Annotated in this window: 19 protein-coding genes; 13 read left to right on the top strand and 6 right to left on the bottom strand. The window is 65.4% G+C overall.

Annotated elements, in window-relative coordinates:
• Positions 1 to 87: 87 nt before the first annotated feature.
• Complete coding sequence (locus tag QYS36_RS04205) at positions 88 to 957, top strand: aldose 1-epimerase (RefSeq protein ID WP_308838305.1); 870 nt, start codon at positions 88 to 90, stop codon at positions 955 to 957.
• A 209-nt stretch (positions 958 to 1,166) separates the two neighbouring features.
• Positions 1,167 to 1,385 carry a hypothetical protein gene (locus QYS36_RS04200; RefSeq protein WP_308838304.1) on the top strand — a complete coding sequence of 73 codons (219 nt, stop codon included), beginning with the start codon at positions 1,167 to 1,169 and terminating at the stop codon, positions 1,383 to 1,385.
• Between the two features lie 42 nt (positions 1,386 to 1,427).
• Here the strand turns inward: QYS36_RS04200 and QYS36_RS04195 are convergent, their stop codons facing one another.
• The 3 genes from QYS36_RS04195 to purU form a co-directional block, all read right to left on the bottom strand.
• Positions 1,428 to 2,912, bottom strand: coding sequence for a helicase HerA-like domain-containing protein (locus QYS36_RS04195; RefSeq protein ID WP_308838303.1), 1,485 nt, complete (start codon positions 2,910 to 2,912; stop codon positions 1,428 to 1,430).
• A 277-nt stretch (positions 2,913 to 3,189) separates the two neighbouring features.
• Positions 3,190 to 3,363: a hypothetical protein gene (locus tag QYS36_RS04190; RefSeq protein ID WP_308838302.1), complete on the bottom strand. Its 174-nt coding sequence runs from the start codon at positions 3,361 to 3,363 to the stop codon at positions 3,190 to 3,192.
• A 25-nt stretch (positions 3,364 to 3,388) separates the two neighbouring features.
• Complete coding sequence (purU, locus tag QYS36_RS04185; RefSeq protein WP_308838301.1) at positions 3,389 to 4,240, bottom strand: formyltetrahydrofolate deformylase; 852 nt, start codon at positions 4,238 to 4,240, stop codon at positions 3,389 to 3,391.
• Positions 4,241 to 4,580: 340 nt separating this feature from the next.
• Between purU and mvaT the strand changes: the two genes are divergently transcribed.
• Positions 4,581 to 4,964 carry a histone-like nucleoid-structuring protein MvaT gene (gene mvaT / locus QYS36_RS04180; protein WP_308838300.1) on the top strand — a complete coding sequence of 128 codons (384 nt, stop codon included), beginning with the start codon at positions 4,581 to 4,583 and terminating at the stop codon, positions 4,962 to 4,964.
• Positions 4,965 to 5,094: 130 nt separating this feature from the next.
• On the opposite strand, the gene sbcB is transcribed toward mvaT, so the two are convergent.
• Positions 5,095 to 6,600 carry an exodeoxyribonuclease I gene (sbcB, locus tag QYS36_RS04175; RefSeq protein WP_374990418.1) on the bottom strand — a complete coding sequence of 502 codons (1,506 nt, stop codon included), beginning with the start codon at positions 6,598 to 6,600 and terminating at the stop codon, positions 5,095 to 5,097.
• Between the two features lie 126 nt (positions 6,601 to 6,726).
• On the opposite strand from sbcB, the gene QYS36_RS04170 reads away from it, so the two are divergent.
• From QYS36_RS04170 to QYS36_RS04135, 8 genes are all read left to right on the top strand, one after another.
• Positions 6,727 to 7,482 (top strand): hypothetical protein, encoded by a 756-nt coding sequence (locus tag QYS36_RS04170; RefSeq protein WP_308838298.1) that lies wholly within the window; start codon positions 6,727 to 6,729, stop codon positions 7,480 to 7,482.
• Between the two features lie 90 nt (positions 7,483 to 7,572).
• Complete coding sequence (locus QYS36_RS04165; protein WP_308838297.1) at positions 7,573 to 8,298, top strand: RDD family protein; 726 nt, start codon at positions 7,573 to 7,575, stop codon at positions 8,296 to 8,298.
• Entirely contained in the window at positions 8,295 to 9,275 is a 981-nt protein-coding gene (locus tag QYS36_RS04160) for a stage II sporulation protein M (protein WP_308838296.1), read from the top strand. Before QYS36_RS04165 ends, QYS36_RS04160 begins: the two co-directional genes overlap by 4 nt.
• A complete protein-coding gene (locus tag QYS36_RS04155; protein ID WP_308838295.1) occupies positions 9,262 to 10,824 on the top strand; it encodes a DUF4129 domain-containing protein in 1,563 nt (520 codons plus the stop codon). Before QYS36_RS04160 ends, QYS36_RS04155 begins: the two co-directional genes overlap by 14 nt.
• A complete protein-coding gene (locus QYS36_RS04150; protein ID WP_308838294.1) occupies positions 10,821 to 12,047 on the top strand; it encodes a DUF4350 domain-containing protein in 1,227 nt (408 codons plus the stop codon). Before QYS36_RS04155 ends, QYS36_RS04150 begins: the two co-directional genes overlap by 4 nt.
• The gene (locus QYS36_RS04145) at positions 12,044 to 13,090 is read left to right on the top strand and encodes a MoxR family ATPase (RefSeq protein ID WP_308838293.1); all 1,047 of its coding nucleotides are present in this window, start codon (positions 12,044 to 12,046) and stop codon (positions 13,088 to 13,090) included. Before QYS36_RS04150 ends, QYS36_RS04145 begins: the two co-directional genes overlap by 4 nt.
• A gap of 25 nt (positions 13,091 to 13,115) precedes the next feature.
• Positions 13,116 to 14,447: a DUF58 domain-containing protein gene (locus tag QYS36_RS04140; RefSeq protein ID WP_308838292.1), complete on the top strand. Its 1,332-nt coding sequence runs from the start codon at positions 13,116 to 13,118 to the stop codon at positions 14,445 to 14,447.
• A 377-nt stretch (positions 14,448 to 14,824) separates the two neighbouring features.
• On the top strand, positions 14,825 to 15,118 hold the full coding sequence (locus QYS36_RS04135; protein WP_308838291.1) for a hypothetical protein: 294 nt from the start codon (positions 14,825 to 14,827) through the stop codon (positions 15,116 to 15,118).
• 6 nt (positions 15,119 to 15,124) lie between these two features.
• Here the strand turns inward: QYS36_RS04135 and QYS36_RS04130 are convergent, their stop codons facing one another.
• Together QYS36_RS04130 and QYS36_RS04125 are read right to left on the bottom strand one after the other, a co-directional pair.
• Positions 15,125 to 16,012, bottom strand: a complete 888-nt coding sequence (locus tag QYS36_RS04130; RefSeq protein WP_308838290.1) for a transglutaminase family protein — start codon at positions 16,010 to 16,012, stop codon at positions 15,125 to 15,127.
• Positions 16,009 to 18,471: a circularly permuted type 2 ATP-grasp protein gene (locus QYS36_RS04125; protein WP_308838289.1), complete on the bottom strand. Its 2,463-nt coding sequence runs from the start codon at positions 18,469 to 18,471 to the stop codon at positions 16,009 to 16,011. Before QYS36_RS04125 ends, QYS36_RS04130 begins: the two co-directional genes overlap by 4 nt.
• Positions 18,472 to 18,757: 286 nt before the next feature.
• Here QYS36_RS04125 and QYS36_RS04120 point away from each other — a divergent pair, with 286 nt between their 5' ends.
• Both QYS36_RS04120 and QYS36_RS04115 read left to right on the top strand, forming a co-directional pair.
• Positions 18,758 to 18,934 carry a hypothetical protein gene (locus tag QYS36_RS04120; protein ID WP_013790070.1) on the top strand — a complete coding sequence of 59 codons (177 nt, stop codon included), beginning with the start codon at positions 18,758 to 18,760 and terminating at the stop codon, positions 18,932 to 18,934.
• Positions 18,935 to 18,990: 56 nt separating this feature from the next.
• Complete coding sequence (locus QYS36_RS04115) at positions 18,991 to 21,945, top strand: ATP-binding protein (RefSeq protein WP_308838288.1); 2,955 nt, start codon at positions 18,991 to 18,993, stop codon at positions 21,943 to 21,945.
• Positions 21,946 to 22,005: the final 60 nt, after the last annotated feature.

Genomic DNA, 22,005 nt, shown 5'->3' with positions numbered 1-22,005 from the left:
GGCGCATCATATCTCAGAGAGTTGTATGATGACACGTTCTTCGTTTATCTCCGCCTAACGGCTCGATAACTGCACAGGTACTGCCCCATGTCGTCCAACACTCTACACCTGCACGACGGTATTACCCAGCTTACCCTGGCACCCGGCGTTGGCGGCGCCATCGCCAACTGGACGGTCGTTGCCACCGGCCAGTCGCTGTTGCGCCCTGCCGACCAGCAGGCGCTCGAGGCCGCTACGCCACGCCAGCTCGGCTGCTACCCGCTGGTGCCCTGGTCGAACCGCATCACCAAGGGCGGTTTCGACAACCCCGAGGGCTGGCTGGCGCTTCAAGCAAACGCGCAGAACTCGCCTCTGCCGATTCACGGCAGCGCCTGGCAGCAAGCCTGGGAAGTCGTCGAGCACAGTGAACGCTCGGCACTGCTGCGCCTGGCCAGCCAGGTGCCGTTCGCCTACACCGCCGAGCAACGAATCGAACTGAACGAAGGCCGCCTGCACATCCACCTGCAGGTTACCCATAACGCAGAGGCGCCGATGTGGCATGGCCTGGGCCTGCATCCCTATTTTCCGCGTACCCCGCACACCCGCCTGCAGGCCGGCGCCGAGCAGGTCTGGCAGTGTGACCGGCACAGCCTGCCGACCGAGTTGAGCGCCGTGCCGCCGCACTGGAATTTCAGCCAGGAACAAGAGCTGCCGCCGCATCACACCGACAATGCCTTTGTCGGCTGGAATGGCCAGGCGCGAATCGTTCAGCCGGATGCTGGCTACAGCCTGGAGCTGGTTAGCGAGCAAGGCATCTACCTGCTGTTCTGCCCCGAAGGCAAAGCCTTCTTCTGCTTCGAGCCGGTCAGCCATCCGGTCAACGCCCATCATCTGCCCGGCAAACCCGGCCTGGTTCTGCTGCACACCAACCAGCGCCACAGCCTGACGCTAAGCCTGCAATACCGGCCACTGAGCTGAGCCATTCGGCTCTCGGTGGCGGGCCGCGGCGCTGGACTTTCCGCGCCGGTTGATGATAATCACCCACCTGCCCCGGGTTCGGCCGCACTGGCGAATAACTGAACCATACAAGGGGCATACGCTTCAAAAAGATGTAGCGACCGTATCAGTAAGGCCGCCTGGTCTTACGCGTTGCACATCTTCTCTATCAGAAACCATGGACACTAATCGTGACGAAAGACGAACTGCGCGCCGAACTCGAGCGCCAGGCGCAGCGTTACCAGGATGTATACGGCGGTGAAGTGATCACGTACGCCGCCCAACCGGATCCGGAACGCAAGCCTTGGCGCAAGAAGGCCAGCCTGCTCGACCAGGCCTTCGACAAAGAAATCGAAAAAATCGAAAAAGATCTGTCCAGCAAGGCCGAGGCCAGAGCCGAAAGCGCCTGACGGCGCGACGGCCACAGGGCCACGAGCCCGGCATGATCGGGCTCAGCGCCGCCTGGAAGCAGACTTGCCGCCCAACAACGAGCCCAGTACGCCGCGCACCAATTGCCGCCCGAGCTGATTGGCGACCTGGCGCATGGCACTCTTCACGGCCTGACTGGCCAGGCCGCCGAGATACTCACCCGCCACGCTGGCCGTCGACGGCGCCTGCTTGCCGGCCTGCACCTGCTCGCTCGCCTGGGTCGCGCGGGCGGTGAGAATCTCGTAGGCCGATTCGCGATCGAACGGTTTGTCATACCGGCCTGCCAATGGCGATTGGCGGATCAACCCGGCGCGCTCGGCGTCGGACAATGGCCCGATGCGCGACTGTGGCGGGGCAATGGCAACGCGCTGCACCATGGCCGGCGTGCCCTTGTCTTCTAGCGTACCGACCAGCGCCTCGCCGATTCCCAGCTCGGTGAGCACCGCCAGGCAATCGAACGCCGGGTTGGCTCTGAAGCCGTCGGCGACCGCACGCAGCGCCTTCTGCTCGCGTGTGGTGAACGCGCGCAGCCCATGCTGAATGCGCAAGCCGAGCTGGGCCAGGATGTCGTCCGGCAGATCGCCCGGCGACTGGGTGACGAAATACACCCCAACCCCCTTGGAGCGAATCAACCGTACCACCTGCTCCAGGCGCGCCTGCAGCGCCTTGGGGGTATCGGCGAACAGCAGGTGCGCCTCATCGAAGAACAGCGCCAGCACCGGCTTGTCGGCATCGCCGCGTTCGGGCAACTGCTCGAACAACTCGGCCAGCAGCCAGAGCAGGAAGGTCGCATAGACCTTGGGCGCCTCGTGCACCAGGCGGCTGGCGTCGAGCAGGTGAATGCGCCCGCGGCCATCGCGATCCGGCTGCAGGAGGTCTTCGAGCTGCAACGCCGGCTCACCGAACAGGGCCTCGCCGCCCTGCTGCTCCAGGCTGGCCAGGCGCCTTAGCAGCGCCTGGGCGGAGGCATTGGTGAACAACGCGCTATCGGCGCCCAGCACCTGCGGCTGTTCCTTCAGATGAGTCAGCAGTGCCTTGAGATCCTTGAGGTCGAGCAGCAGCAGGCCTTCACGATCAGCCACCTTGAATGCCGCATAGAGCGCGGCCTGCTGGCTGTCGGTCAACTCCAGCAACGCGCCGAGCAGCAGCGGGCCCATCTCGCTCAGCGTGGTACGCAGCGGATGGCCACTCTGCCCATGCACATCCCACAGACAGACCGGGTAGGCCGTCGGGCTGTGTGCCAGCCACGGCATGCTGGCGATGCGTTCAGCCACCTTGCCCTGGGGCGCACCGGCTGCACCCAACCCGCACAAATCACCTTTCACGTCCGCCGCGAACACCGCGACGCCGGCATCGCTGAAGTTCTCGATCAGACGCTGCAGGGTGACCGTCTTGCCGGTACCGGTGGCCCCGGCGATCAGGCCGTGGCGGTTGGCCAGACGCAGTGACTGGCTGACCGCCTCGCCCTCACCACCAGCGCCCAGAACGAATTGCTGATTCAACGCCATACCACCGCCTCCTGAATTGAAGCTTCACCGCGCTAACGATTGAGCCTCGACTTGAGCGCCAGCAGCGCCCACTCGCCACCTGGCGACGCCCCACAAGATTGCTTCCACTGATTACGGGGCGCAAGGCGGCCTGCCAAGAAATCTGCGGTTCAGTGACAAGGGCCTGCTGAGGCAACAGCGCGGGCTCGGAGCAGCAGGCCGCGCACCTCAAGCATCTGATCGACAGCGTCGGCAGTTGCAACCGGAGTAACAAAAGGGCGCCACAGGCGCCCTTTTGTTACTCGGTGTTAGGGCGCTCGCGCTGGGTACGCTGCCACAAGGCTTCGGCACCGTCGAAATCGGTACCGTCCTCTTCGCTCAATGCCTCGGGGTCGTAACGACGCACGCAGCCTTCGCCGACCGTAGGCGGCGGTTTGGCGGCGCCAGGCGCTGGCGTGTCGTCATCATTCATGGAATGCCCCAGAGTTCGGCGCTACTCAGTCGAAGACCACCGTCTTGTTGTTGTGCACCAGCACGCGATCTTCCAAGTGATAGCGCAGACCACGGGAAAGCACCATCTTTTCCACGTCCTTGCCGAGGCGAACCATCTCTTCGATGGTCTCGCGATGGCTGACACGCACCACGTCCTGCTCGATGATCGGGCCGGCATCCAGCTCTTCGGTCACGTAGTGGGAGGTCGCGCCGATCAGCTTCACGCCGCGCAGCGAGGCCTGGTGGTAGGGCTTGGCACCGACGAAGGACGGCAGGAAGCTGTGGTGGATGTTGATCACCCGCTGCGCATAGTCCTGGCACAACTTCGGCGGCAGGATCTGCATGTAGCGCGCCAGCACGATGACGTCGGCGCGATGCTCTTCGACCAGGCGCGCGACCTCGTCGAACGCTGGCTGCTTGTCTTGCGCATCCACCGGCACGTGGATGAATGGAATGCCGTGCCACTCGACCATGCTGCGCAGATCGTCATGGTTGGAAATCACGCAGGGAATGTCGCAGTCCAGCTCATTGCTATGCCAGCGGTGCAGCAGGTCGGCCAGGCAGTGGGATTCGCGGCTGGCCATCAGCACCACGCGCTTCTTCTGCGCCGAGTCGGTGATCCGCCACTCCATGGAGAATTCCCGGGCGATCGGCGAGAACGCCTGGTTGAAGCCGTCCAGGTCGAAGGGCAACGAATCGGCACGGATCTCATGGCGCATGAAAAACCAGCCGCTCTGCGTGTCCGAATGGTGGCTCGCTTCGGTGATCCAGCCGTTGTAGGTCGCCAGGAAGTTACTGACCTTGGCGACGATGCCGGTACGGTCAGGGCAGGCGATTACCAGCCGAAAAGTGCGCATGAACAACTCCAGAGAATTAGCGAAGGCGCGCATTTTAGCCACACTAACGAAAAACTGCAGTATCTCGTGACGCCGCCCCATCGACGGCGCGGCGGCCGCGGCCAAAGGCCTGAAACAAGCTGCCGGCAATTGGCTTAACAGCCTCACCGCCTGGCACTGTAACCGGTTAAATACCCTTGCTTTTAAGTAGCAATTAAACCCGTTCAATTATGCAAGGCGGGTGCAACTTCTGCTCTTCAAATACGTCTGTTTACTACAAAGCGGTTTACTTAAAACCGGCCGCTGTCTACTATAAGCAACACGTGGCCAACCCTCCCTTGCATTGTATAAAGGTACACCTATGTCGCTGATCACCGAATACCGCAGCCTTGAAGAAAACATCAAAGAAATGCAAGAGCGCCTGAAAAGCCTGTCGCAAGACGACAAGCTGAAAAAGGAACTGGAATTCGAAGGCAAGCTGCGCACGCTGATGGGTGAATATCAGAAGTCGCTGCGCGACATTATCGCCCTGCTCGATCCAGAAGCCAAAGTTGGCAAGGCACCGCGCACGGCTGGTAAAGCAGCCACTACCGGCAGCAAACGCGCGCGCAAAGTTAAGCAGTACAAGAACCCGAATACCGGTGAAGTCATCGAAACCAAAGGCGGCAACCACAAGACACTGAAAGAGTGGAAAGCCAAGTGGGGCGGCGACGTCGTCGAAAGCTGGGCCACCCTGCTGGGCTGATACCAGCCCGGGGCGGTGAGTCCATGAAGAACGCCAGCATTGCTGGCGTTTTTTTATGGGCGTCTATTCAAATCACCTGAATAGAAAGATTCCATTGGCCACCGCCGTTGGTAACAGGTGAGGCGCGCGATTATTTCCCTTCCTTTTGTAATCCATAGCGCTGACGCAATTGATGGCTGTGCTCGATCCAGGCCTGCAATGTGCGCCGCTGGCTATCTGACGCCTCGGTCAGATAAGTGGCCATGTCCGCCTCGAAACTCGCCAGCGTAGTTGGCGCGCCAAACTCGCTCACGGTGAGTCGTTGACGGCAGAAGGTCTGCCAGCGCAATTGTTCTTCGCTGCTCAAGGTCGTCGGGAAGTTGCGCGCCCGGTAACGAAACAGCAACTCGGGCAAACGCGCATCATCGAACGGCCACGCCTGCGCCGCCAACTGTGCCGGGTCGCTGTTGCGCACCTGCTCACAGAGTCGCCGATCTCGGTCACCGATAAAACCGTCATACAACTGCTGTTCTGGATCCATTACCGCGGTGAAACTTTCTTCTGCATACACCTGCGGCAATTTGTCTCGCCATTGTTGCTGGGTATCGACCAGACGCTGGGCGCGGGCCTGGAACTCGGCCTTGTCCAACTGCAGGCGCTGACAATCTTCGGCGCGCAATACACCCAGCGGTGCGACCACCGGACAGCGGTTGATATGAATGAGCTTGAGCGGCACCGGTTGTTCGCCGCCGAGTTCGTCACGACGGGTATAGAGGCGACGGCGCAAGGTGTCGGCGTCCTCGTTCAGCAACGGCGCCGCATCGAGATGCAGGTCGCAGACGATCAGGGCATTGCGGTTGCGCGGATGCCAGGCCAGCGGCAACACGATCGCCAGGTACTGACGCGCGCCGGAAAACCGCCCGGAGACATGCACCAGGGGCTGCAGCAGGCGGATCTGGTCGAGCACCTGCTGCTTGCTGCGCAGCCCGTAGAGGTAGTCATAGAGCTTGGGCTGGCGCTCGCGGATCAGCCGCGCCAGGGCGATGGTCGCACGCACATCGGAGAGCGCGTCATGCGCCTGGCCATGCTCGATGCCGTTGGCCGCGGTGAGCCGCTCGAGCTTGAGGCTGACACCCTGTTCATCCTGCGGCCATTGGATGCCCTCGGGGCGCAACGCATAGGCGGTACGCACCATATCGATCAGGTCCCAGCGGCTGTTGCCGCCCTGCCACTCGCGGGCATAGGGGTCGAAGAAATTGCGGTACAGGCTGTAACGCGTCACCTCGTCATCGAAACGCAGGCTGTTGTAGCCGACGCCACAGGTGCCCGGCCTCGCCAGCTCGGCATGCACGCGAGTCATGAACTCGGCTTCACCCAGGCCTTCGCGCGCCAGACGATCCGGGCCAATGCCGGTGATCATGCAGGCCGCGGGATGGGGCAGGATATCGTCGCTGGGCTGGCAGTACAGGTTGAGCGGCGCGTCGATCTCATTGAGCTGCTCGTCGGTGCGGATACCGGCAACCTGCAGCGGCCGATCCCGGCGCGGGTCGATGCCGGTGGTTTCGTAGTCGTACCAGAACAGACTGGAAGGCACGGTAGACTCCTGTAGCGAATGAGCGTCGCAGTCTAGGTTCGTTGCCCCCTGACCACAAACCATCAGGGCAGGGAAAAAGCTTGATGGCGTTCACGGCTGCAGACAAAGTCGGTGAGCCGCCCCTTGTTCACTATTTGCAACACCTTTAATATCAGGAAACAATCTTATTCCGCTCGCCAAGGATGAATCATGAGTGACGCTACCAATCCCTATGCCGTTCCCGTCAGCCAATTGCAGGATGCGCCCACTGGCGATCAGGCACCGAGTGTCGAACAGGCCCTGAGCCGCGGTTACGATTTCACCATCGGCGGCCTGCTCAGCGAAGCCTGGCAACTGACCAAGGGCACCAAAGGCATCATCATCGGCGGCTTCCTGATCTTCTACGTGGCGATCCTGGTCGCCTCGTTCGTGGTCGGGGCCGTGCTGGGCATCTTCAGCCTGTTCAGCGACAGCCTGGTACTGATCATCATCGGTCAGCTGCTGACCACCATCATCGCTTCCGCGGTCAGCTACCCGTTCTTCGCCGGCCTGAACATGGTCGGTATTCGCCGCGCCGCCGGCCAGCCATTCAGCTTCAACGAAATCTTCAGCCACTTCGGCAGCCTGGTGCCGCTGCTGATCGCCGCCGTGCTGATGATGGTGCTGATCTACCTCGGCATGATCCTGCTGCTGATCCCGGGCATCTACCTGGCGGTGGCCTACATGCTGGCGATCCCGCTGATCGTCGAGCGTGGCCTGTCCCCCTGGCAGGCCATGGAAGCCTCGCGCAAGGCCATTACCCAGCACTGGTTCAAGGTCTTCGGCCTGTTCCTGCTGCTCGGCCTGATCATCATCGTCAGTGCCATCCCGCTGGGCATCGGCCTGATCTGGAGCATTCCGCTGTTCGTGATGGCCATGGGCGTGCTGTACCGCACCATTTTCGGCGTGCTGCCCGTCGCTCGCTAAGCACACCTGGCACCGGCCGCGTTGACGCGGCCTGGTTGCTTACTGCTCCGCTGCTGGCTAGCATCGGGCTTTGCTCCCTACGACGTGACGATGCCACCTTCCTCTGCCCCACCTTCTCCTCGACCCCAGCAGGCGCTGCTGGACACGCGCTATCAGGTGGAAACCCCGGAAGGGATCGACCTCGCGCTGCGTCCTGCCGGGCTGGTGCCGCGCGCCCTGGCCTTCACCATCGACCTGCTGATCCGCGGCGCCATCCTTGCCGTCGTTTACCTGGTACTCGGTATATTCGGCCAGTTGGGCATGGGCCTGGCGACCATTGCGCTGTTTCTGGTCACCTGGTGGTACATGGTGCTGTTCGAGATGTTCAACCAGGGCCGCTCACCGGGCAAGCAGCTGCTCGGCCTGCGCGTGGTGCATGACGACGGCACGCCAATCGGCTGGCCGGCATCCATTACCCGCAACCTGCTGCGCTTCGTCGACCTGCTGCCGTTCGCCTACACCCTGGGCATCATCAGCTGCCTGAGCAATCGCGCCTTCAAACGCCTCGGCGACATTGCCGCCGGCACCCTGGTGGTCTACCGCGAACAGCCCATCGAACGGCCCAACCTGCCCGAGGCCGAGGCGCTGGCGGCGCCCTTCGTGCTGGACTTCGCCGAGCAACGCGCGGTCCTCGCCTTCGCCGAGCGTGGCGAAGGCCTGTCGACCGCACGCCGCGCCGAGCTGGCGGGCATTCTCGCCGAGCCGCTGCAGGTCGATGCCAGCCAGGCGGAACAGCACATCAACGGTATCGCCCGCGGCTTGTTGGGCCCGACATGAAACAGAGCCTTTTCGAAAACCGTCATCAGCCCCAGTGGCAGGCCTTCGCCGAGCAGCTCACGCGCCTCGAAGCCGGCGGCCGCGACGCGGAAAAGAGCCGCACCTTCGCGGCCGAGTACCGCCGCCTGTGCCAGCACCTGGCACTGGCCAGGGCGCGCGGCTACAGCAACCACCTGATCGAGGAGCTGCAGCACCTGGCCCTGCGCGGCCATCAGCAGTTCTATCGGCACCGCAGCGCCATCGGCCCGCAGCTGATCGGCTTCGTGCTGGCCGGTTTTCCGCGCCTGGTGCGTGAAGAGTGGCGCCTGGTGAGCATCGCCAGCCTGCTGTTCTTCGGCAGCCTGGCGCTGATGGGCACCCTCGTCTACCTGTTTCCGGACCTGGTCTACAGCGTCATGGATCCGGCCCGCGTCAGCGAGATGGAGAGCATGTACGACCCCGACACCACGCGCCTGGGCCGCTTTGGCGAGCGCGATTCGGGGGACGACTGGATGATGTTCGGCTTCTACATCATGAACAACATCGGCATCGCCTTTCAGACCTTCGCCAGCGGCCTGCTGTTCGGCGTCGGCAGCCTGTTCTTCCTGCTGTTCAACGGCCTGATGATCGGCGCGGTGGCCGGCTACCTGACGCAGCTCGGTTACAGCGAAACCTTCTGGTCGTTCGTGATCGGCCATGGTGCCTTCGAGCTGACCGCCATCGCCCTGGCCGGCGCCGCGGGCCTCAAGCTTGGCTGGGCGCTGCTGGCCCCCGGCCGTCTGCCACGTGGCGAAGCGTTGCGTCTGGCGGCGATCCGCGCCGTGCGGCTGCTCGGTGGCGCCGCGCTGTTTCTGCTGATCGCCGCCTTCATCGAAGCCTACTGGTCGTCCATGACCTTCTCCACGCCCACGGTGAAATACTGGGTGGGTGCCGGCCTGTGGGCGCTGGTGCTGGCCTATCTGTGCCTGGCTGGCAGGAGGCACCATGCGCCTGACTGACGCCAGCGTGGCGATTCGCCCGCGCACCCCCTGGGAAGCCATCGACCTTGGCGTATTGATGGCCCGCCAGCACCGCCGCCTGCTGATGGCCAGCTGGGCAGCGGTGACCCTGCCACTCTTCGCCCTGCTGTGCGCCCTGCTGTGGCGATACCCGTCCTGGGCGATGTTGGTGTTCTGGTGGCTGAAGCCGGCCTACGAACGGCTGCCGCTGTACATCCTGTCACGCTCGCTGTTCGGCGATACGCCGACTTTCAAGCAGGCCCTCAAGGCCTTTCCCGGTCTGCTCAAGCCACAGTTGCTGGCCAGCCTGACCTGGCGCCGCCTGAGCCCGACGCGCAGCTTCGACCTGCCGGTGCTGCAGCTCGAGGGCCTCAAGGGCAAGGCGCGCACCCAGCGCCTGAACGTGCTGGGGCAACGTGACTCGGGTACGGCGACCTGGCTGACGGTGGTCGGCATGCACCTGGAAACCGCCCTGTGGATCGGCCTCGGCAGCCTGGTCTACCTGCTCATCCCGACCCAGGTTTCCACCGAGTGGGACTGGCAGAGCCTGATCAATGGCGACACCAGCGACTGGCTGTGGCTGGAGCACCTGTCCAACCTCGGCTACGCCCTGCTGCTGATTCTGTGGGGGCCGATCTACGTGGCCGGCGGCTTCAGCCTGTACCTCAACCGGCGTACCGCCCTGGAAGGCTGGGACATCGAGCTGACCTTCCGACGCCTGCGCCAGCGCCTGACCGGGGTGGCCTACGCGCTGCTGCTTGGCCTCGGCGTGCTGTTGGTGCAGGCGCCAACGCCTGCCTTCGCCGATACGCCGGCCAGTTGCCCGTTGCCCAGCGAAGACCCCAACGGCCCGGACGCCGCGCGCATGCTGGCCCAGCCGCTGACCAGCCAGGCCTCCCGGGAGGCGGCGCTGGAGATTCTCGATGCGCCGCCTTTCGAGAACCGTGAAACGGTGACCCGCTGGCGCTTCGGTGAAGAGGCCAAGCAAGAACAGCCCGAGCCGCCCGAGAACCTGCAGAAACTCCTCGACATGATCGACAACTGGGGCGCCCTGAAAGGCCTGGCGCTGTTCTTCGAGGCGGCCCTGTGGGCGCTGGTGATAGGCCTCATCGCCCTGCTGCTGTGGCGTTACCGTGAATGGCTGGGCACCTTCGTCGGTCGCACGCGGTTCAAGCTGCCGCACAGGAGCGAATCCCCGGATCAGCTGTTCGGCCTCGACGTGGTACCGGAAAGCCTGCCGGACGACGTGGCCAGCAGCGCCGAACGGCTCTGGCCCGAAGATCCGCGTGCCGCCCTGGGCCTGCTCTACCGTGCCCTGCTCAGCCGCCTGATCCACGACCACAGGCTGGCCCTGAAGAGCTCCCACACCGAAGCCGAAGTGCTGCCGCTGGTCGACGGCCTCGACGACCCCGAGCTGAGCAATTTCAGCCAGACCCTGACCCGCCACTGGCAGAACCTCGCCTATGGCCATCGCCTGCCACCGGCCGAGCTGTGCCCGCTGCTCTGCAATGACTGGCGACGCCTGGTCGAACAGGGGGGCCGTCGATGAGCCGCACCTTGCGCTTCGGCCTTGGCGCCTTGCTGGTGCTGGCCCTCGGCCTGCTTGGCAGCTACCTGCTGCAACGCGCCGAATCCTATGAGGAGGTGGTCAGCCACGGGCCGTCGCCGGAAGCACTCGCCAATCCCTACCTGGCTGCCGAAACCTTCCTGCGCAAGCAGGGCCTGGAGGTGACCCGCGCCGACAACCTCAGCGGCCTCGACAGCCTGCCGAGCCGCGGCCACACCTTGCTGCTGCTCGCCAACCGCAGCAAGCTGACACCCCGGCAGAACCAGCGCCTGCTGGAATGGACGGCCCGTGGCGGCCACCTGCTGTTCATCGCCGAGCGCATGTGGGATGAAGAAAAAGGCCAGAGCGGCGACGGGCTGCTCGACACGCTGAACGTGCAGCAGTACCCGGTCGAGCAACTCGACGAGGACGAAGCCGAGGAGCCAAGCGACGGCGCTGCCGACGAACACGCACCCGAGGCGGCCAGCGAAGACAGCTCCGAAGAGCCGGCCGATACCTACCCGGAGCTGACCAAGCTGTACCTGGAAAACGAGCAGGCACCGGCCTATATCGGTTTCGATCCCGACTTCCACCTCTACGATGCCAACAACCTGGCCCACGTCTGGGCCAATAGCGGTGAGGCCACTCACCTGCTGCAGATCTACCACGGTGACGGGCTGATCAGCATCGTCACCGACGCCTGGATCTGGCAGAACGCCAACCTGGGCAATTACGACAACGCCTGGCTGCTCTGGTACCTCAGCCAGGACAGCGCCGTGACCCTGGTCTACAACGCCGACCGCGATGGCCTGCTGAGCCTCTTGCAGCGGCATTTCACACCGGCGCTGCTGGCCCTCGGCCTGCTCCTGGTGCTGGCCCTGTGGCACGTTGGCCAGCGTCATGGGCCGCTGCTGCAGCCACAACCGGCGAGCCGCCGGCAACTGCAGGAACACCTGCGCGCCGGCGCCGATTTCCTGCTGCGCCATGGCGGCCAGCAGCGCCTGCTGAGCAACCTGCAGCAGGACATCCTGCGCCGCGCGCGCCGTCGCCACCCCGGTTTCGAACGCCTCGCCGTGGCCGATCAGTGGCAGATCCTCGGCCGTCTCAGCCGTCAGCCCTCAACAGTCATCAGCCAGGCCATGCGCCCACTGGGCCAGAAACGCCTGTCCGCCAGCGACTTCACCCGCCAGGTCGCCCACCTGCAAACACTCAGGAATGCGTTATGAGCGAACATACACCCGACCAGCCGAGCACGCCGATCAACGAGCCCGCCAGCACCACTGCCGCCCCGGCGGCCAGCAACATCGCCCAGCAGCGCCAGCGTGCCAGCCAGTTGGCCCAGGGCCTGCGCCAGGAATTGCAGAAGGCGGTGATCGGCCAGACGGCGGTGATCGACGACGTGCTCACCGCGCTGATCGCCGGCGGCCACGTGCTGCTCGAAGGCGTGCCCGGCCTGGGCAAAACCCTGCTGGTACGCGCCCTGGCGCGCTGCTTCGGCGGCGAGTTCGCACGTATCCAGTTCACCCCCGATCTGATGCCCAGCGACATCACCGGCCACGCCGTGTACGACCTGCAGAGCGAGCAGTTCAAGTTGCGCAAGGGGCCGATCTTCACCAACCTGCTGCTCGCCGACGAGATCAACCGCGCGCCGGCCAAGACCCAGGCCGCCCTGCTGGAAGTCATGCAGGAACGCCAGGTGACACTGGAAGGCCGCCCGCTGGCCGTGCCGCTGCCGTTCATGGTGTTGGCCACCCAGAACCCCATCGAGCAGGAAGGCACCTACCCGCTGCCGGAAGCCGAGCTCGACCGTTTCATGCTCAAGCTGCACATGGATTACCCCGAGCAGCACGAAGAGCTGAACATGGTGCGCCAGGTCACCCGCTCGCCGAAGGCCGACATGCTCGACGTCACCCCGCTGCGCACCCTGCTGCAGGCCAAGGACGTGCTGATCATGCAGAAGATCGCCAGCGACCTGCCGCTCGACGACCAGGTGCTCGACTACGCCGTGCGCCTGGCCCGTGCCACCCGCAGCTGGCCTGGCCTGGCCATCGGTGCCGGCCCGCGCGCGTCGATCGCCCTGGTGCGCGGCGCCCGTGCCCGCGCCCTGTTGCGCGGCGGTGACTTCGTGCTGCCCGACGACATCAAGGGCTGCGCCCTGGCCGTGCTGCGCCATCGCGTGCGGCTGTCGCCGGAACTGGACATCGAGGGGCTGACGGTTGACCAGGTTCTGCTGCAACTGCTCGACCAGGTGCCTGCGCCCCGTCTATGACCGACTCGAACCGGGATAAAGCGGCATGAAGCCCTCCTCCACCCTGCTGCGCCTGCTGGCCGGGCTGCTCGTGGTCGCCATCCTGCTCGGCGCGCTGGACGCACTGTCGGTAGCCGTGCCCGAGCAGCTCATCAGCCTCTGGTGGGGCGCCCTGCTGCTGCTCGTGCTGGCAGCCCTGACCGACGCGCTGCGCCTGCGGCGCCTGCCCTCGCCGCGCCTGCTCCGCCAGCTGCCGGGCAATCTGCCGCTGGGGCGCTGGAGCGAGGTGCGCCTGAGCGCCGAGCATGCCTATAAGCGCGGCCTGCACATCGAGGTGTTCGATCACACGCCCCAGGACATGGCCGTCGAGCACATGCCCCAGCAGGTCGAGCTGCGCCCCGGCGAGCACACCACCTTCACCTACCGGGTGCGCCCCCTGGTGCGCGGCCACTTCGTGTTGCCGCGCTGCGAAGTCAGCCTGCCCAGCCCGCTGCGCCTGTGGCAATCGCGCCGCTACCTCGAGATGCGCGACGAAACCCGGGTCTATCCGGACTTCGCCCGCCTGTACGGCGCCCAGCTGATGGCCGTGGACGACTGGATCAGCCAGCTGGGCGTGCGCCAGCGCCAGCGCCGTGGCCTGGGCCAGGAATTTCACCAGCTGCGTGAATTCCGTGATGGCGACACCTTGCGGCAGATCGACTGGAAAGCCACCGCCCGCAAACGCACGCCGATCGCCCGCGAATACCAGGACGAACGTGACCAGCAGATCCTCTTCCTGCTCGACTGCGGCCGGCGCATGCGCAGCCAGGATGGCGAGCTGTCGCACTTCGACCATGCCCTCAACGCCAGCCTGCTGCTGGGCTATGTGGCGCTGCGCCAGGGCGATGCGGTGGGGCTGATGACCTTTGCCAGCGAGCAGCGCCGCTACCTGCCGCCGGTCAAGGGCCAGGCCCAGGTCAATGTGCTGCTCAACGCCGTGTATGACCTGCAGAGCAGCCAGCGCCCCGCCGACTACAGCGATGCGGTGGACGCCCTGCTCAAGCGCCAGAGCCGCCGCGCCCTGGTGGTACTGATCACCAACCTGCGCGATGAGGACGACGAGGACCTGCTGGCCGCCGTGAAACGCCTCGAGCGCCGTCACCGCGTGCTGATCGCCAGCCTGCGTGAAGATGTGCTCGATAACCTGCGGCACACCCAGGTTGACGACTACGAGTCCGCCTTGAACTACTGCGGCGCGGTGGATTACCTGAATGCCCGTAACAGCCTGCACGAGCGCCTGGCAGCCCATAACGTGCCGGTGCTCGACGCCCGCCCTGGCGAGCTGGGCCCGGAGCTGGTCAACCGCTACCTGGCGTGGAAGAAAGCCGGCGTACTCTAGAACCTGTTCACGGTGTTTTTAAGCGACATAGAGAGGTTGCAAAAAGGCAGTTCGTAGGGTGGACGACGCTTCACCCGTCCACCGCCCCGCAACCGCGATGGTGGATGAAAAGAGCGTCATCCACCCTACGTCCGCTACAAGGCGATAGCCGCCGTTCGTTGTGGGGCGCCAATTGGTGGGCTGAAGCCCACCAAATCGAACGGCCGCTTTCGCCACATTGCAGTCAAACGCTGAAGTGGGGCCGATAGATCGTGGACAGGCTCTTGGGCCGAGCGCGCCGTTCGCCCGGCTGCCGTTACTTTGTTACCGGCAGCTGCCCACACGCACGCCATTCCTTATACTGCGCTCCATCGTTTTCGCCTGTGGAGCCTACGCCTGTGAACTTCTCTTCCTGGACACCCAAGGAGCGCCTGATTTCCGCGGCGTTCTTCGCCGTGGCCATTGGTTGCCTGCTGTACGGTTTCGCCTCGGGCGTACCGCCGATGAGCAGCGAGTTCTTCTCGATGTTCGCGGTGGTATCGCTGGTGATCGGCCTGGCCCTGACCCCGCAGTTCATGCTGCAGCCGCTGCGCGAAAGCCTCGGCGCCAACCTGTCGAAGCCACTGCGCATCGCCCTCGGCTTCTTCTGCGCCTTCCAGTTGATCGCGGTCATGCGGGTGATTATCGGCTGAGCAGGGCTACAGCGGCGTCACCGTCACCTGTACCTCCGGGTCATGATGGCCGCCGCCAAGAATCACCCCGCGCAGCGGTGATACATCGCCGAAATCACGCCCCCAGGCCAGGGTGATGTGCTCCAGTGCCGGCAGCAGGTTGTTGGTCGGGTCGAAGTCAACCCAGCCATTGCTCGGGCAATACACCGACACCCAGGCATGGGACGCGTCGGCCCCTACCAGCCGCGCCTGCCCCGGCGGCGGCTGGGTCAGCAGGTAACCGCTGACATAACGCGCGGCGAGCCCCCGGGAACGCAGGCAGGCGAGCATCAGGTGGGCAAAATCCTGGCAGACTCCGCGGCGCTGTTCGAGCACCGTCAGCAGCGGTGTGGCCACCAGGGTGGCGCCCGCATCGAAGGCGAATTCGTCGTGAATCTTCTGCATCAGCGCCTGCACCGCTTCCAGCAACGGCCGCTCGGGCGGGAAGCAGTCGGCCGCGAATGCTTCGAAGGCCGGCCCCAGCCCCACATAGGGTGATGCGAATCGATAGCGCACGGCCTCCAGGGCATCGGCAGGCCAGGCGCGCCGTTGGTAGCGCAGGGCCTGGCGTACGGCGGCCCAGGGCGGCGAGCCTGGCAGGTCGACCGGGCGACGCGGCAACACCTCGACCGTCAGCTGCGCGCGCACGTGCAGGGCATCATGGGGCCGCTCGAAGGCCAGGCGGGTCAGCGGATTGCCGAACACGTCGCGGCCATCCAGGCGCTGGCAGGGTGGCGGGCTGACCTGCAGATCCTGCGCCAGGCAACGCTGCCATGCGCAGTCACGCGGCCACAGGTGTGCCAGCTGCTGGGCCAGGGAAACCGGCGCCGCGTAACGGTAGTGGGTGTCGTGCAGCACCTGGTAACGCCGGCTCATGACGACTGGGTTCCCTGGCTGGCGGCCACATGGGCGAAGAAACGCAGGCTCAGCTGCTCGGACACGGTGCCTGCAGCCAGACCGATGGCATCGAGCAGCCCGGCCAGCCCCTCGAGCACGGCATGAATGCCGCCGGCACCGAACAAGGGGTTGTCCAGGCTGTGCAGATCGAAGGCGCTCAAGCGTCTTTCGAGCTGCGCCAGATCAGGACTGCCCGGCATCTCGAAGCGCTCGCCCAGGCGTTTAAGGGCGCGCAACAGCAAGCGCACCTGGTACAGCACGGCATGCGGGTTGCGCTCGTCGAGCAGCAGCAGGTCGAGTACCGGAATCAGCTGCGCGGAGGCCATGTAGCGGGTGCGGTAGGTGATCGAGCTGTTACCCAGCTCCAGCAACCAGTCCAGCGCCGCGGCGTCATCGCTGGCGCCGATGCGCAGGAAGCCACCAATGCTGTCGCAGAGAAACTGCAGGCGCTCGATGCAGCGGCCGAGCATCAGGAAGCGCCAGCCATCGTCGCGGGTCATGTCGTCAAGGGCGAAGCCCGACAGCGCGGCCAGCGAGATCATCAGCCGGTTGAGCACATCGAGCAATTGCCCGAGGTCGCCATCACGCCCTTCCAGGCACTGCAGATCGCGCTGCAGTTCCACCATGGCCTGCCAGTTGGCCTGGGACAGCTTGCCGCGCACGCTGCCGGCCGTCCATTGCAGGCGCTGCAGGTTGACGCGCACGCTGGCCGGCCACCCGTTACCGAGCAGCGCCTCGCGCAAGCGCGCCTCCAGCGTGCCATGGGCCTCACTGGGCAAGGTGCCCAGTTTCTCGGCGAGTGCGAACATCGCCTGCAGCGCCCGCGGGTCGTCATCGTCATCGACGTAGCGGGCCAGCATGATGCGCAACAGCCGCGCGTTGTCCTCGCAGCGTTCGCTGTAGCGCCCGAACCAGAACAGGTTTTCCACCACCCGCGACGGCAGGTAGGGGTCGCTGCGCACCAGATCGGCAGCGCCCAGGGCACGCGTGCCCTGCCATTGATCACCCGGCGCCTGGCGTTCGCCCAGCACCCAGGTGTCCTTGCTGACGCCGCCGCGCTGCATGGACACCACTTCGCTGTCGCCCGCCACGGCCACCCGGGTCAGGCCGCCAGGCATCACCCGGTAGCCGTCGCCGCTGGCCACGGCGAACACGCGCATGCCGATGGCGCGCGGCTGCATGCCCTGCTCGCCGAGCCACACCGGCGCCTGGGACAGTTGTACCGGCGCCTGGGCCACATAGGCCTCGGGGTGCTGGCGCAGGTGCTCGGCATCGGGGCTGCTGTCCTGCGCCAGGCGCTGGGCCGCTGCACAGGGGCGGATCAGCCAGCCCGGCAGGTCTTCCAACACCTGCGCCAGCACCGGCGCCTCGCCGCACCAGGCGCTGCTGATACCGGGCAACAGCAGCGGCTCGCCGAGCAATTGCTCGCTGATCGCCGGCAGGAACCCGCTCAGCCCCGGCGCCTCCAGCAGGCCACTGCCCAGGGCGTTGGCCATCAGCACACGGCCCTGGCGCACCACCTCCAGCAGCCCGGGCACGCCGAGGGCGGAATCGCTGCGCAGCTCCAGGGGATCGCAGAAATCGTCATCCAGGCGGCGCAGCACCGCATGCACCCGCTGCAGCCCAGCGAGGGTCTTGAGATACAGCGTGGCGTCGCGCACGGTCAGGTCACTGCCTTCCACCAGCGGATAACCAAGCTGGCGCGCCAGGTACAGGTGCTCGAAGTAGCTTTCGTTGAAACGCCCGGCGGTCAGCACCACCACCAGCGGCGTCTCGCTGCCGGCCGGCGCCTGGCTGGTCAGGGTGTCCTGCAGGGCGCGAAAGAAGGCGGCCAGGTGCTGCACGCCGAGGTCACGGTACAGCTCGGGAAAGGCGCGCGAGATGATCTGCCGGTTCTCCAGGGCGAAGCCAGCCCCGGCCGGCGCCTGGGTGCGATCGGCGATCACCCGCCACTGGCCGTCCGCCGAGCGGGCCAGATCCACCGCATACAGGTGCAGATAGGTGCTGCCGGGCGGCTGCACGCCCTGGCACGGCCACAGGAAGCTGTCATGCCCGAACACCAGGTCCGGCGGCAGCAATCCGTCAGCCAGCAGTTGCTGCGGGCCATAGAGGTCGGCAAGCACCCGGTCGAGCAGGCCGGCGCGCTGCGCTACGCCCGCGGCGATGGCCTGCCATTCGGCCGCAGGCAGCAGATGGGGCAGCAGATCCAGCTCCCAGGGGCGATCGGCGCCGTCGGGATCGGCGTAAACGTTGTAGGTGACGCCGTTGGCCTGGATCTGCCGGCTGACCATGGCCTGGCGTTGTTGCAACTGCGCGCGCGCACTGCGCCGCAGCTGGCTCAGCACCGGCCGCCAATGCGCGCGCACCTGGCCGTTGCCGTCGAGCAACTCGTCGTAGGCAGCCGCGTCAGGCGAGTAACCGGCAAGCAAATCAGACATGGGGATCCTAATGAAATCCATCGAGGCGCAGCGAGATCGCGTGCCTAGCAAGCGTAGCTGCTGGCATCGCTCAGCAAGCCATCAACGGGTGAAGAGTGCCACCAAGGGCAAGCGTCTGCCCAGTCACGGCAGGGGTCGGTGAGCAAGATATGCGCCAGCGCTGTGACCCAACAGGCATTAACGATACGACCTGGCGGGCCAACGGGGTGGGGGCACTGGCTAAACGCCCCTTAGCCAGCGCCCCGCGCTTCCGTTACCATCGCCACACTCAGTAGCGAGACGCGGCATGTATATCTATCGATTGGTTCTGATTCTGGTAGTCGGCATCTACCTGTTCTCGCCTGCCATCATGGACTGGTGGATCGACCCCAACGGCGCCTGGTATCGGCCCTACATGCTGTGGCTGATCCTCATCGTGGTGACCTTCGTCCTGCAGAGCCAGCGCGATGCCGATGAACTCTGAAGCAATGCGCCAGTGCCTGGTGCCCGCCGTTTACTCCGCCTCACAGAGCCGCCGTCATGCCGATGAGTTTTAGCCTCAGCGGGCTGATGCTGATCAGCGCCGCCTACCTGCTCGTGCTGTTCGCCGTCGCCTGGTGCGCCGACCGCGGTCTGATTCCGCGCCGCCTCATTCGCCACCCGCTGACCTACACCCTGTCGCTGGGCGTGTATGCCAGCGCCTGGGCCTTCTATGGCAGCGTCGGCCTCGCCTACCAATATGGCTACGGCTTCCTGGCCAGTTACCTGGGGGTGACCGGCGCCTTCCTGCTCGCCCCGGTGCTGCTCTACCCCATCCTGCGCATCACCCGCACCTATCAGTTGTCGTCACTGGCCGACCTGTTCGCCTTCCGCTTTCGCAGCACCTGGGCCGGCGCCCTCAGCACCCTGTGCATGGTGATCGCCGTGCTGCCCTTGCTGGCCCTGCAGATTCAGGCCGTCACCGATGCCATCGGCATCCTCACCCGCGAGCCGGTGCAGCCGCAGATTGCCCTGGCGTTCTGCGGGCTGTTCATTCTGGTGACCATCCTGTTCGGTGCCCGCCACCTGGCCACCCGGGAAAAACACGAAGGCCTGGTGTTCGCCATCGCCTTCGAGTCGGTGGTCAAGCTGCTGGCCATGGGCGCCATCGGCCTCTACGCGCTGTATGCGGTATTCGACGGCCCCCGTGAGCTGGAGCAATGGCTGGTGCTCAACCAGGCTGCCCTGGCCAGCCTGCACACGCCCTTGCAGGAAGGCCCGTGGCGCACCCTGTTGCTGGTGTTCTTCGCCTCGGCGATCGTCATGCCGCACATGTACCACATGACCTTTACCGAGAACCTCAACCCGCGCGCGCTGGTCAGCGCCAGCTGGGGCCTGCCGCTGTTCCTGCTGCTGATGAGCCTGGCCGTGCCGCTGATCCTGTGGGCCGGGCTGCGCCTGGGCTCGACCACCAACCCGGAGTACTTCACCCTGGGCCTGGGTATCGCCGTGGACAGCCCGACACTCGTGCTGATCGCCTACATCGGCGGCCTGTCGGCCTCCAGCGGGCTGATCATCGTCACCACCCTGGCGCTGTCCGGCATGCTGCTCAACCATGTGGTGCTGCCGCTGTACCAGCCGCCGGCCGAAGGCAACATCTACCGCTGGCTGAAATGGACGCGCCGTGCGCTGATCGTCGCCATCATCCTGGCCAGCTACGCCTTCTACACCCTGCTCGACGCCGGGCAGGATCTGGCCAACCTGGGCATCGTCTCCTTCGTCGCCACCCTGCAGTTCCTGCCGGGGGTGCTCTCGGTGCTGTACTGGCCGACCGCCAACCGCCGCGGTTTCATCGCCGGGCTGCTGGCCGGCATCGCGGTGTGGGGCGTGAGCATGCTGCTGCCGTTGCTCGGCACCCTGCCCGGCCTGTACGTGCCGGTGCTGGACCTGGTCTACGTGCTCGATGACAGCAGCTGGCACCTGGCGGCCATCGCCTCGCTGGCCATCAACGTGCTGGTGTTCACCCTGGTCTCGGTGTTCACCGACTCCAGCCCCGAGGAAGACAGCGCCGCCGAAGCCTGCGCAGTGGACAACGTGCGCCGCCCGCAACGCCGCGAACTGCTGGCCCTGTCACCCCAGGAATTCGCTGCCCAGCTGGCCAAGCCGCTCGGCGCCAAGACCGCCCAGCGCGAGGTCGAACAGGCCCTGCGCGACCTGCACCTGCCCTTCGACGAAAGCCGCCCCTATGCGCTGCGCCGCCTGCGTGACCGCCTGGAGGCGAACCTGTCCGGGCTGATGGGCCCCAGCGTTGCCCAGGACATCATCGAATCCTTCCTGCCCTACAAGTCCGGTACCGAGGGTTACGTCACCGAGGACATCCACTTCATCGAGAGCCGCCTGGAGGACTACCACTCGCGCCTCACCGGCCTTGCCGCCGAACTCGATGCCCTGCGCCGTTATCACCGCCAGACCCTGCAGGAGCTGCCCATGGGCGTCTGCTCGCTGGCCAAGGATCACGAGATCCTGATGTGGAACAAGGCCATGGAGGAGCTCACCGAGATTCCCGCCCAGCGTATCGTCGGCTCGCGGCTGTCGACCCTGGCCGAGCCGTGGCGCGAGCTGCTGCAGAGTTTCACCGAGATTCCCGACGAGCACCTGCACAAGCAGCGCCTGGCCCTCGACGGCCAGATCCGCTGGCTGAACCTGCACAAGGCGGCCATCGACGAGCCCCTGGCGCCCGGCAACAGCGGCCTGGTGCTGTTGGTCGAGGACCTTACCGAGACGCAGATGCTCGAAGACAAGCTGGTGCACTCCGAGCGCCTGGCCAGCATCGGCCGCCTGGCCGCCGGGGTGGCCCACGAGATCGGCAACCCGATCACCGGTATCGCCTGCCTGGCGCAGAACCTGCGCGAGGAACGCGAAGGCGATCCCGAGCTGACCGAAATCAGCGGGCAGATCCTCGAACAGACCAAGCGGGTCACGCGCATCGTCCACTCGCTGATGAACTTCGCCCACTCCGGCAACCACCAGCACGCCGACGAAGCGGTGTGCCTGGCGGAAATCGCCCAGGAAGCCATCGGCCTGCTGGCCCTCAACCGGCGCAGCGTCGACGTGCAGTTCTTCAACCTCTGTGACCCCGCACACCGCGCCGAAGGCGACCCGCAGCGCCTGGCCCAGGTGCTGATCAACCTGCTCAGCAACGCCCGCGACGCCTCGCCCGCCGGCGGTGCGATCCGGGTGCGCAGCGAGGCCTCGGAGCACACCGTCGACCTGATCGTCGAGGACGAAGGCAGCGGCATTCCCAAGGGCGTGATTGACCGGCTGTTCGAGCCGTTCTTCACCACCAAGGACCCTGGAAAAGGAACCGGACTCGGCCTCGCGCTGGTCTATTCCATCGTGGAAGAGCATTATGGCCAGATAACAATCGACAGCCCGATCGACCCCGAGCAGCAACGTGGCACCCGTATCCGGGTGACGCTGCCGCGCCACATCGAGGCAATGCCACTGGCGAACTAAATTCCGAAGAACCGCATTCCCGAGAGTGCGTGCGGCCCAGCTTGGCCGCAGCACCAGGAA

This window comes from Pseudomonas sp. G34, from assembly GCF_031119625.1.
GTDB lineage: Bacteria > Pseudomonadota > Gammaproteobacteria > Pseudomonadales > Pseudomonadaceae > Aquipseudomonas.
The sequence above is the reverse complement of the archived record's forward strand: the minus strand, read 5'-3'. Positions and strand labels throughout refer to the sequence as shown.

Excerpts from the sequence above, each read along its gene's own strand:
- QYS36_RS04205 (WP_308838305.1), top strand. The coding sequence starts at position 88 with ATGTCGTCCAACACTCTACACCTGCACGACGGTATTACCCAGCTTACC.
- QYS36_RS04195 (WP_308838303.1), bottom strand. The coding sequence starts at position 2,912 with ATGGCGTTGAATCAGCAATTCGTTCTGGGCGCTGGTGGTGAGGGCGAG.
- QYS36_RS04190 (WP_308838302.1), bottom strand. The coding sequence starts at position 3,363 with ATGAATGATGACGACACGCCAGCGCCTGGCGCCGCCAAACCGCCGCCT.
- purU (WP_308838301.1), bottom strand. The coding sequence starts at position 4,240 with ATGCGCACTTTTCGGCTGGTAATCGCCTGCCCTGACCGTACCGGCATC.
- mvaT (WP_308838300.1), top strand. The coding sequence starts at position 4,581 with ATGTCGCTGATCACCGAATACCGCAGCCTTGAAGAAAACATCAAAGAA.
- sbcB (WP_374990418.1), bottom strand. The coding sequence starts at position 6,600 with ATGGTTTGTGGTCAGGGGGCAACGAACCTAGACTGCGACGCTCATTCG.
- QYS36_RS04170 (WP_308838298.1), top strand. The coding sequence starts at position 6,727 with ATGAGTGACGCTACCAATCCCTATGCCGTTCCCGTCAGCCAATTGCAG.
- QYS36_RS04165 (WP_308838297.1), top strand. The coding sequence starts at position 7,573 with ATGCCACCTTCCTCTGCCCCACCTTCTCCTCGACCCCAGCAGGCGCTG.
- QYS36_RS04160 (WP_308838296.1), top strand. The coding sequence starts at position 8,295 with ATGAAACAGAGCCTTTTCGAAAACCGTCATCAGCCCCAGTGGCAGGCC.
- QYS36_RS04155 (WP_308838295.1), top strand. The coding sequence starts at position 9,262 with ATGCGCCTGACTGACGCCAGCGTGGCGATTCGCCCGCGCACCCCCTGG.
- QYS36_RS04150 (WP_308838294.1), top strand. The coding sequence starts at position 10,821 with ATGAGCCGCACCTTGCGCTTCGGCCTTGGCGCCTTGCTGGTGCTGGCC.
- QYS36_RS04145 (WP_308838293.1), top strand. The coding sequence starts at position 12,044 with ATGAGCGAACATACACCCGACCAGCCGAGCACGCCGATCAACGAGCCC.
- QYS36_RS04140 (WP_308838292.1), top strand. The coding sequence starts at position 13,116 with ATGAAGCCCTCCTCCACCCTGCTGCGCCTGCTGGCCGGGCTGCTCGTG.
- QYS36_RS04130 (WP_308838290.1), bottom strand. The coding sequence starts at position 16,012 with ATGAGCCGGCGTTACCAGGTGCTGCACGACACCCACTACCGTTACGCG.
- QYS36_RS04125 (WP_308838289.1), bottom strand. The coding sequence starts at position 18,471 with ATGTCTGATTTGCTTGCCGGTTACTCGCCTGACGCGGCTGCCTACGAC.
- QYS36_RS04120 (WP_013790070.1), top strand. The coding sequence starts at position 18,758 with ATGTATATCTATCGATTGGTTCTGATTCTGGTAGTCGGCATCTACCTG.
- QYS36_RS04115 (WP_308838288.1), top strand. The coding sequence starts at position 18,991 with ATGCCGATGAGTTTTAGCCTCAGCGGGCTGATGCTGATCAGCGCCGCC.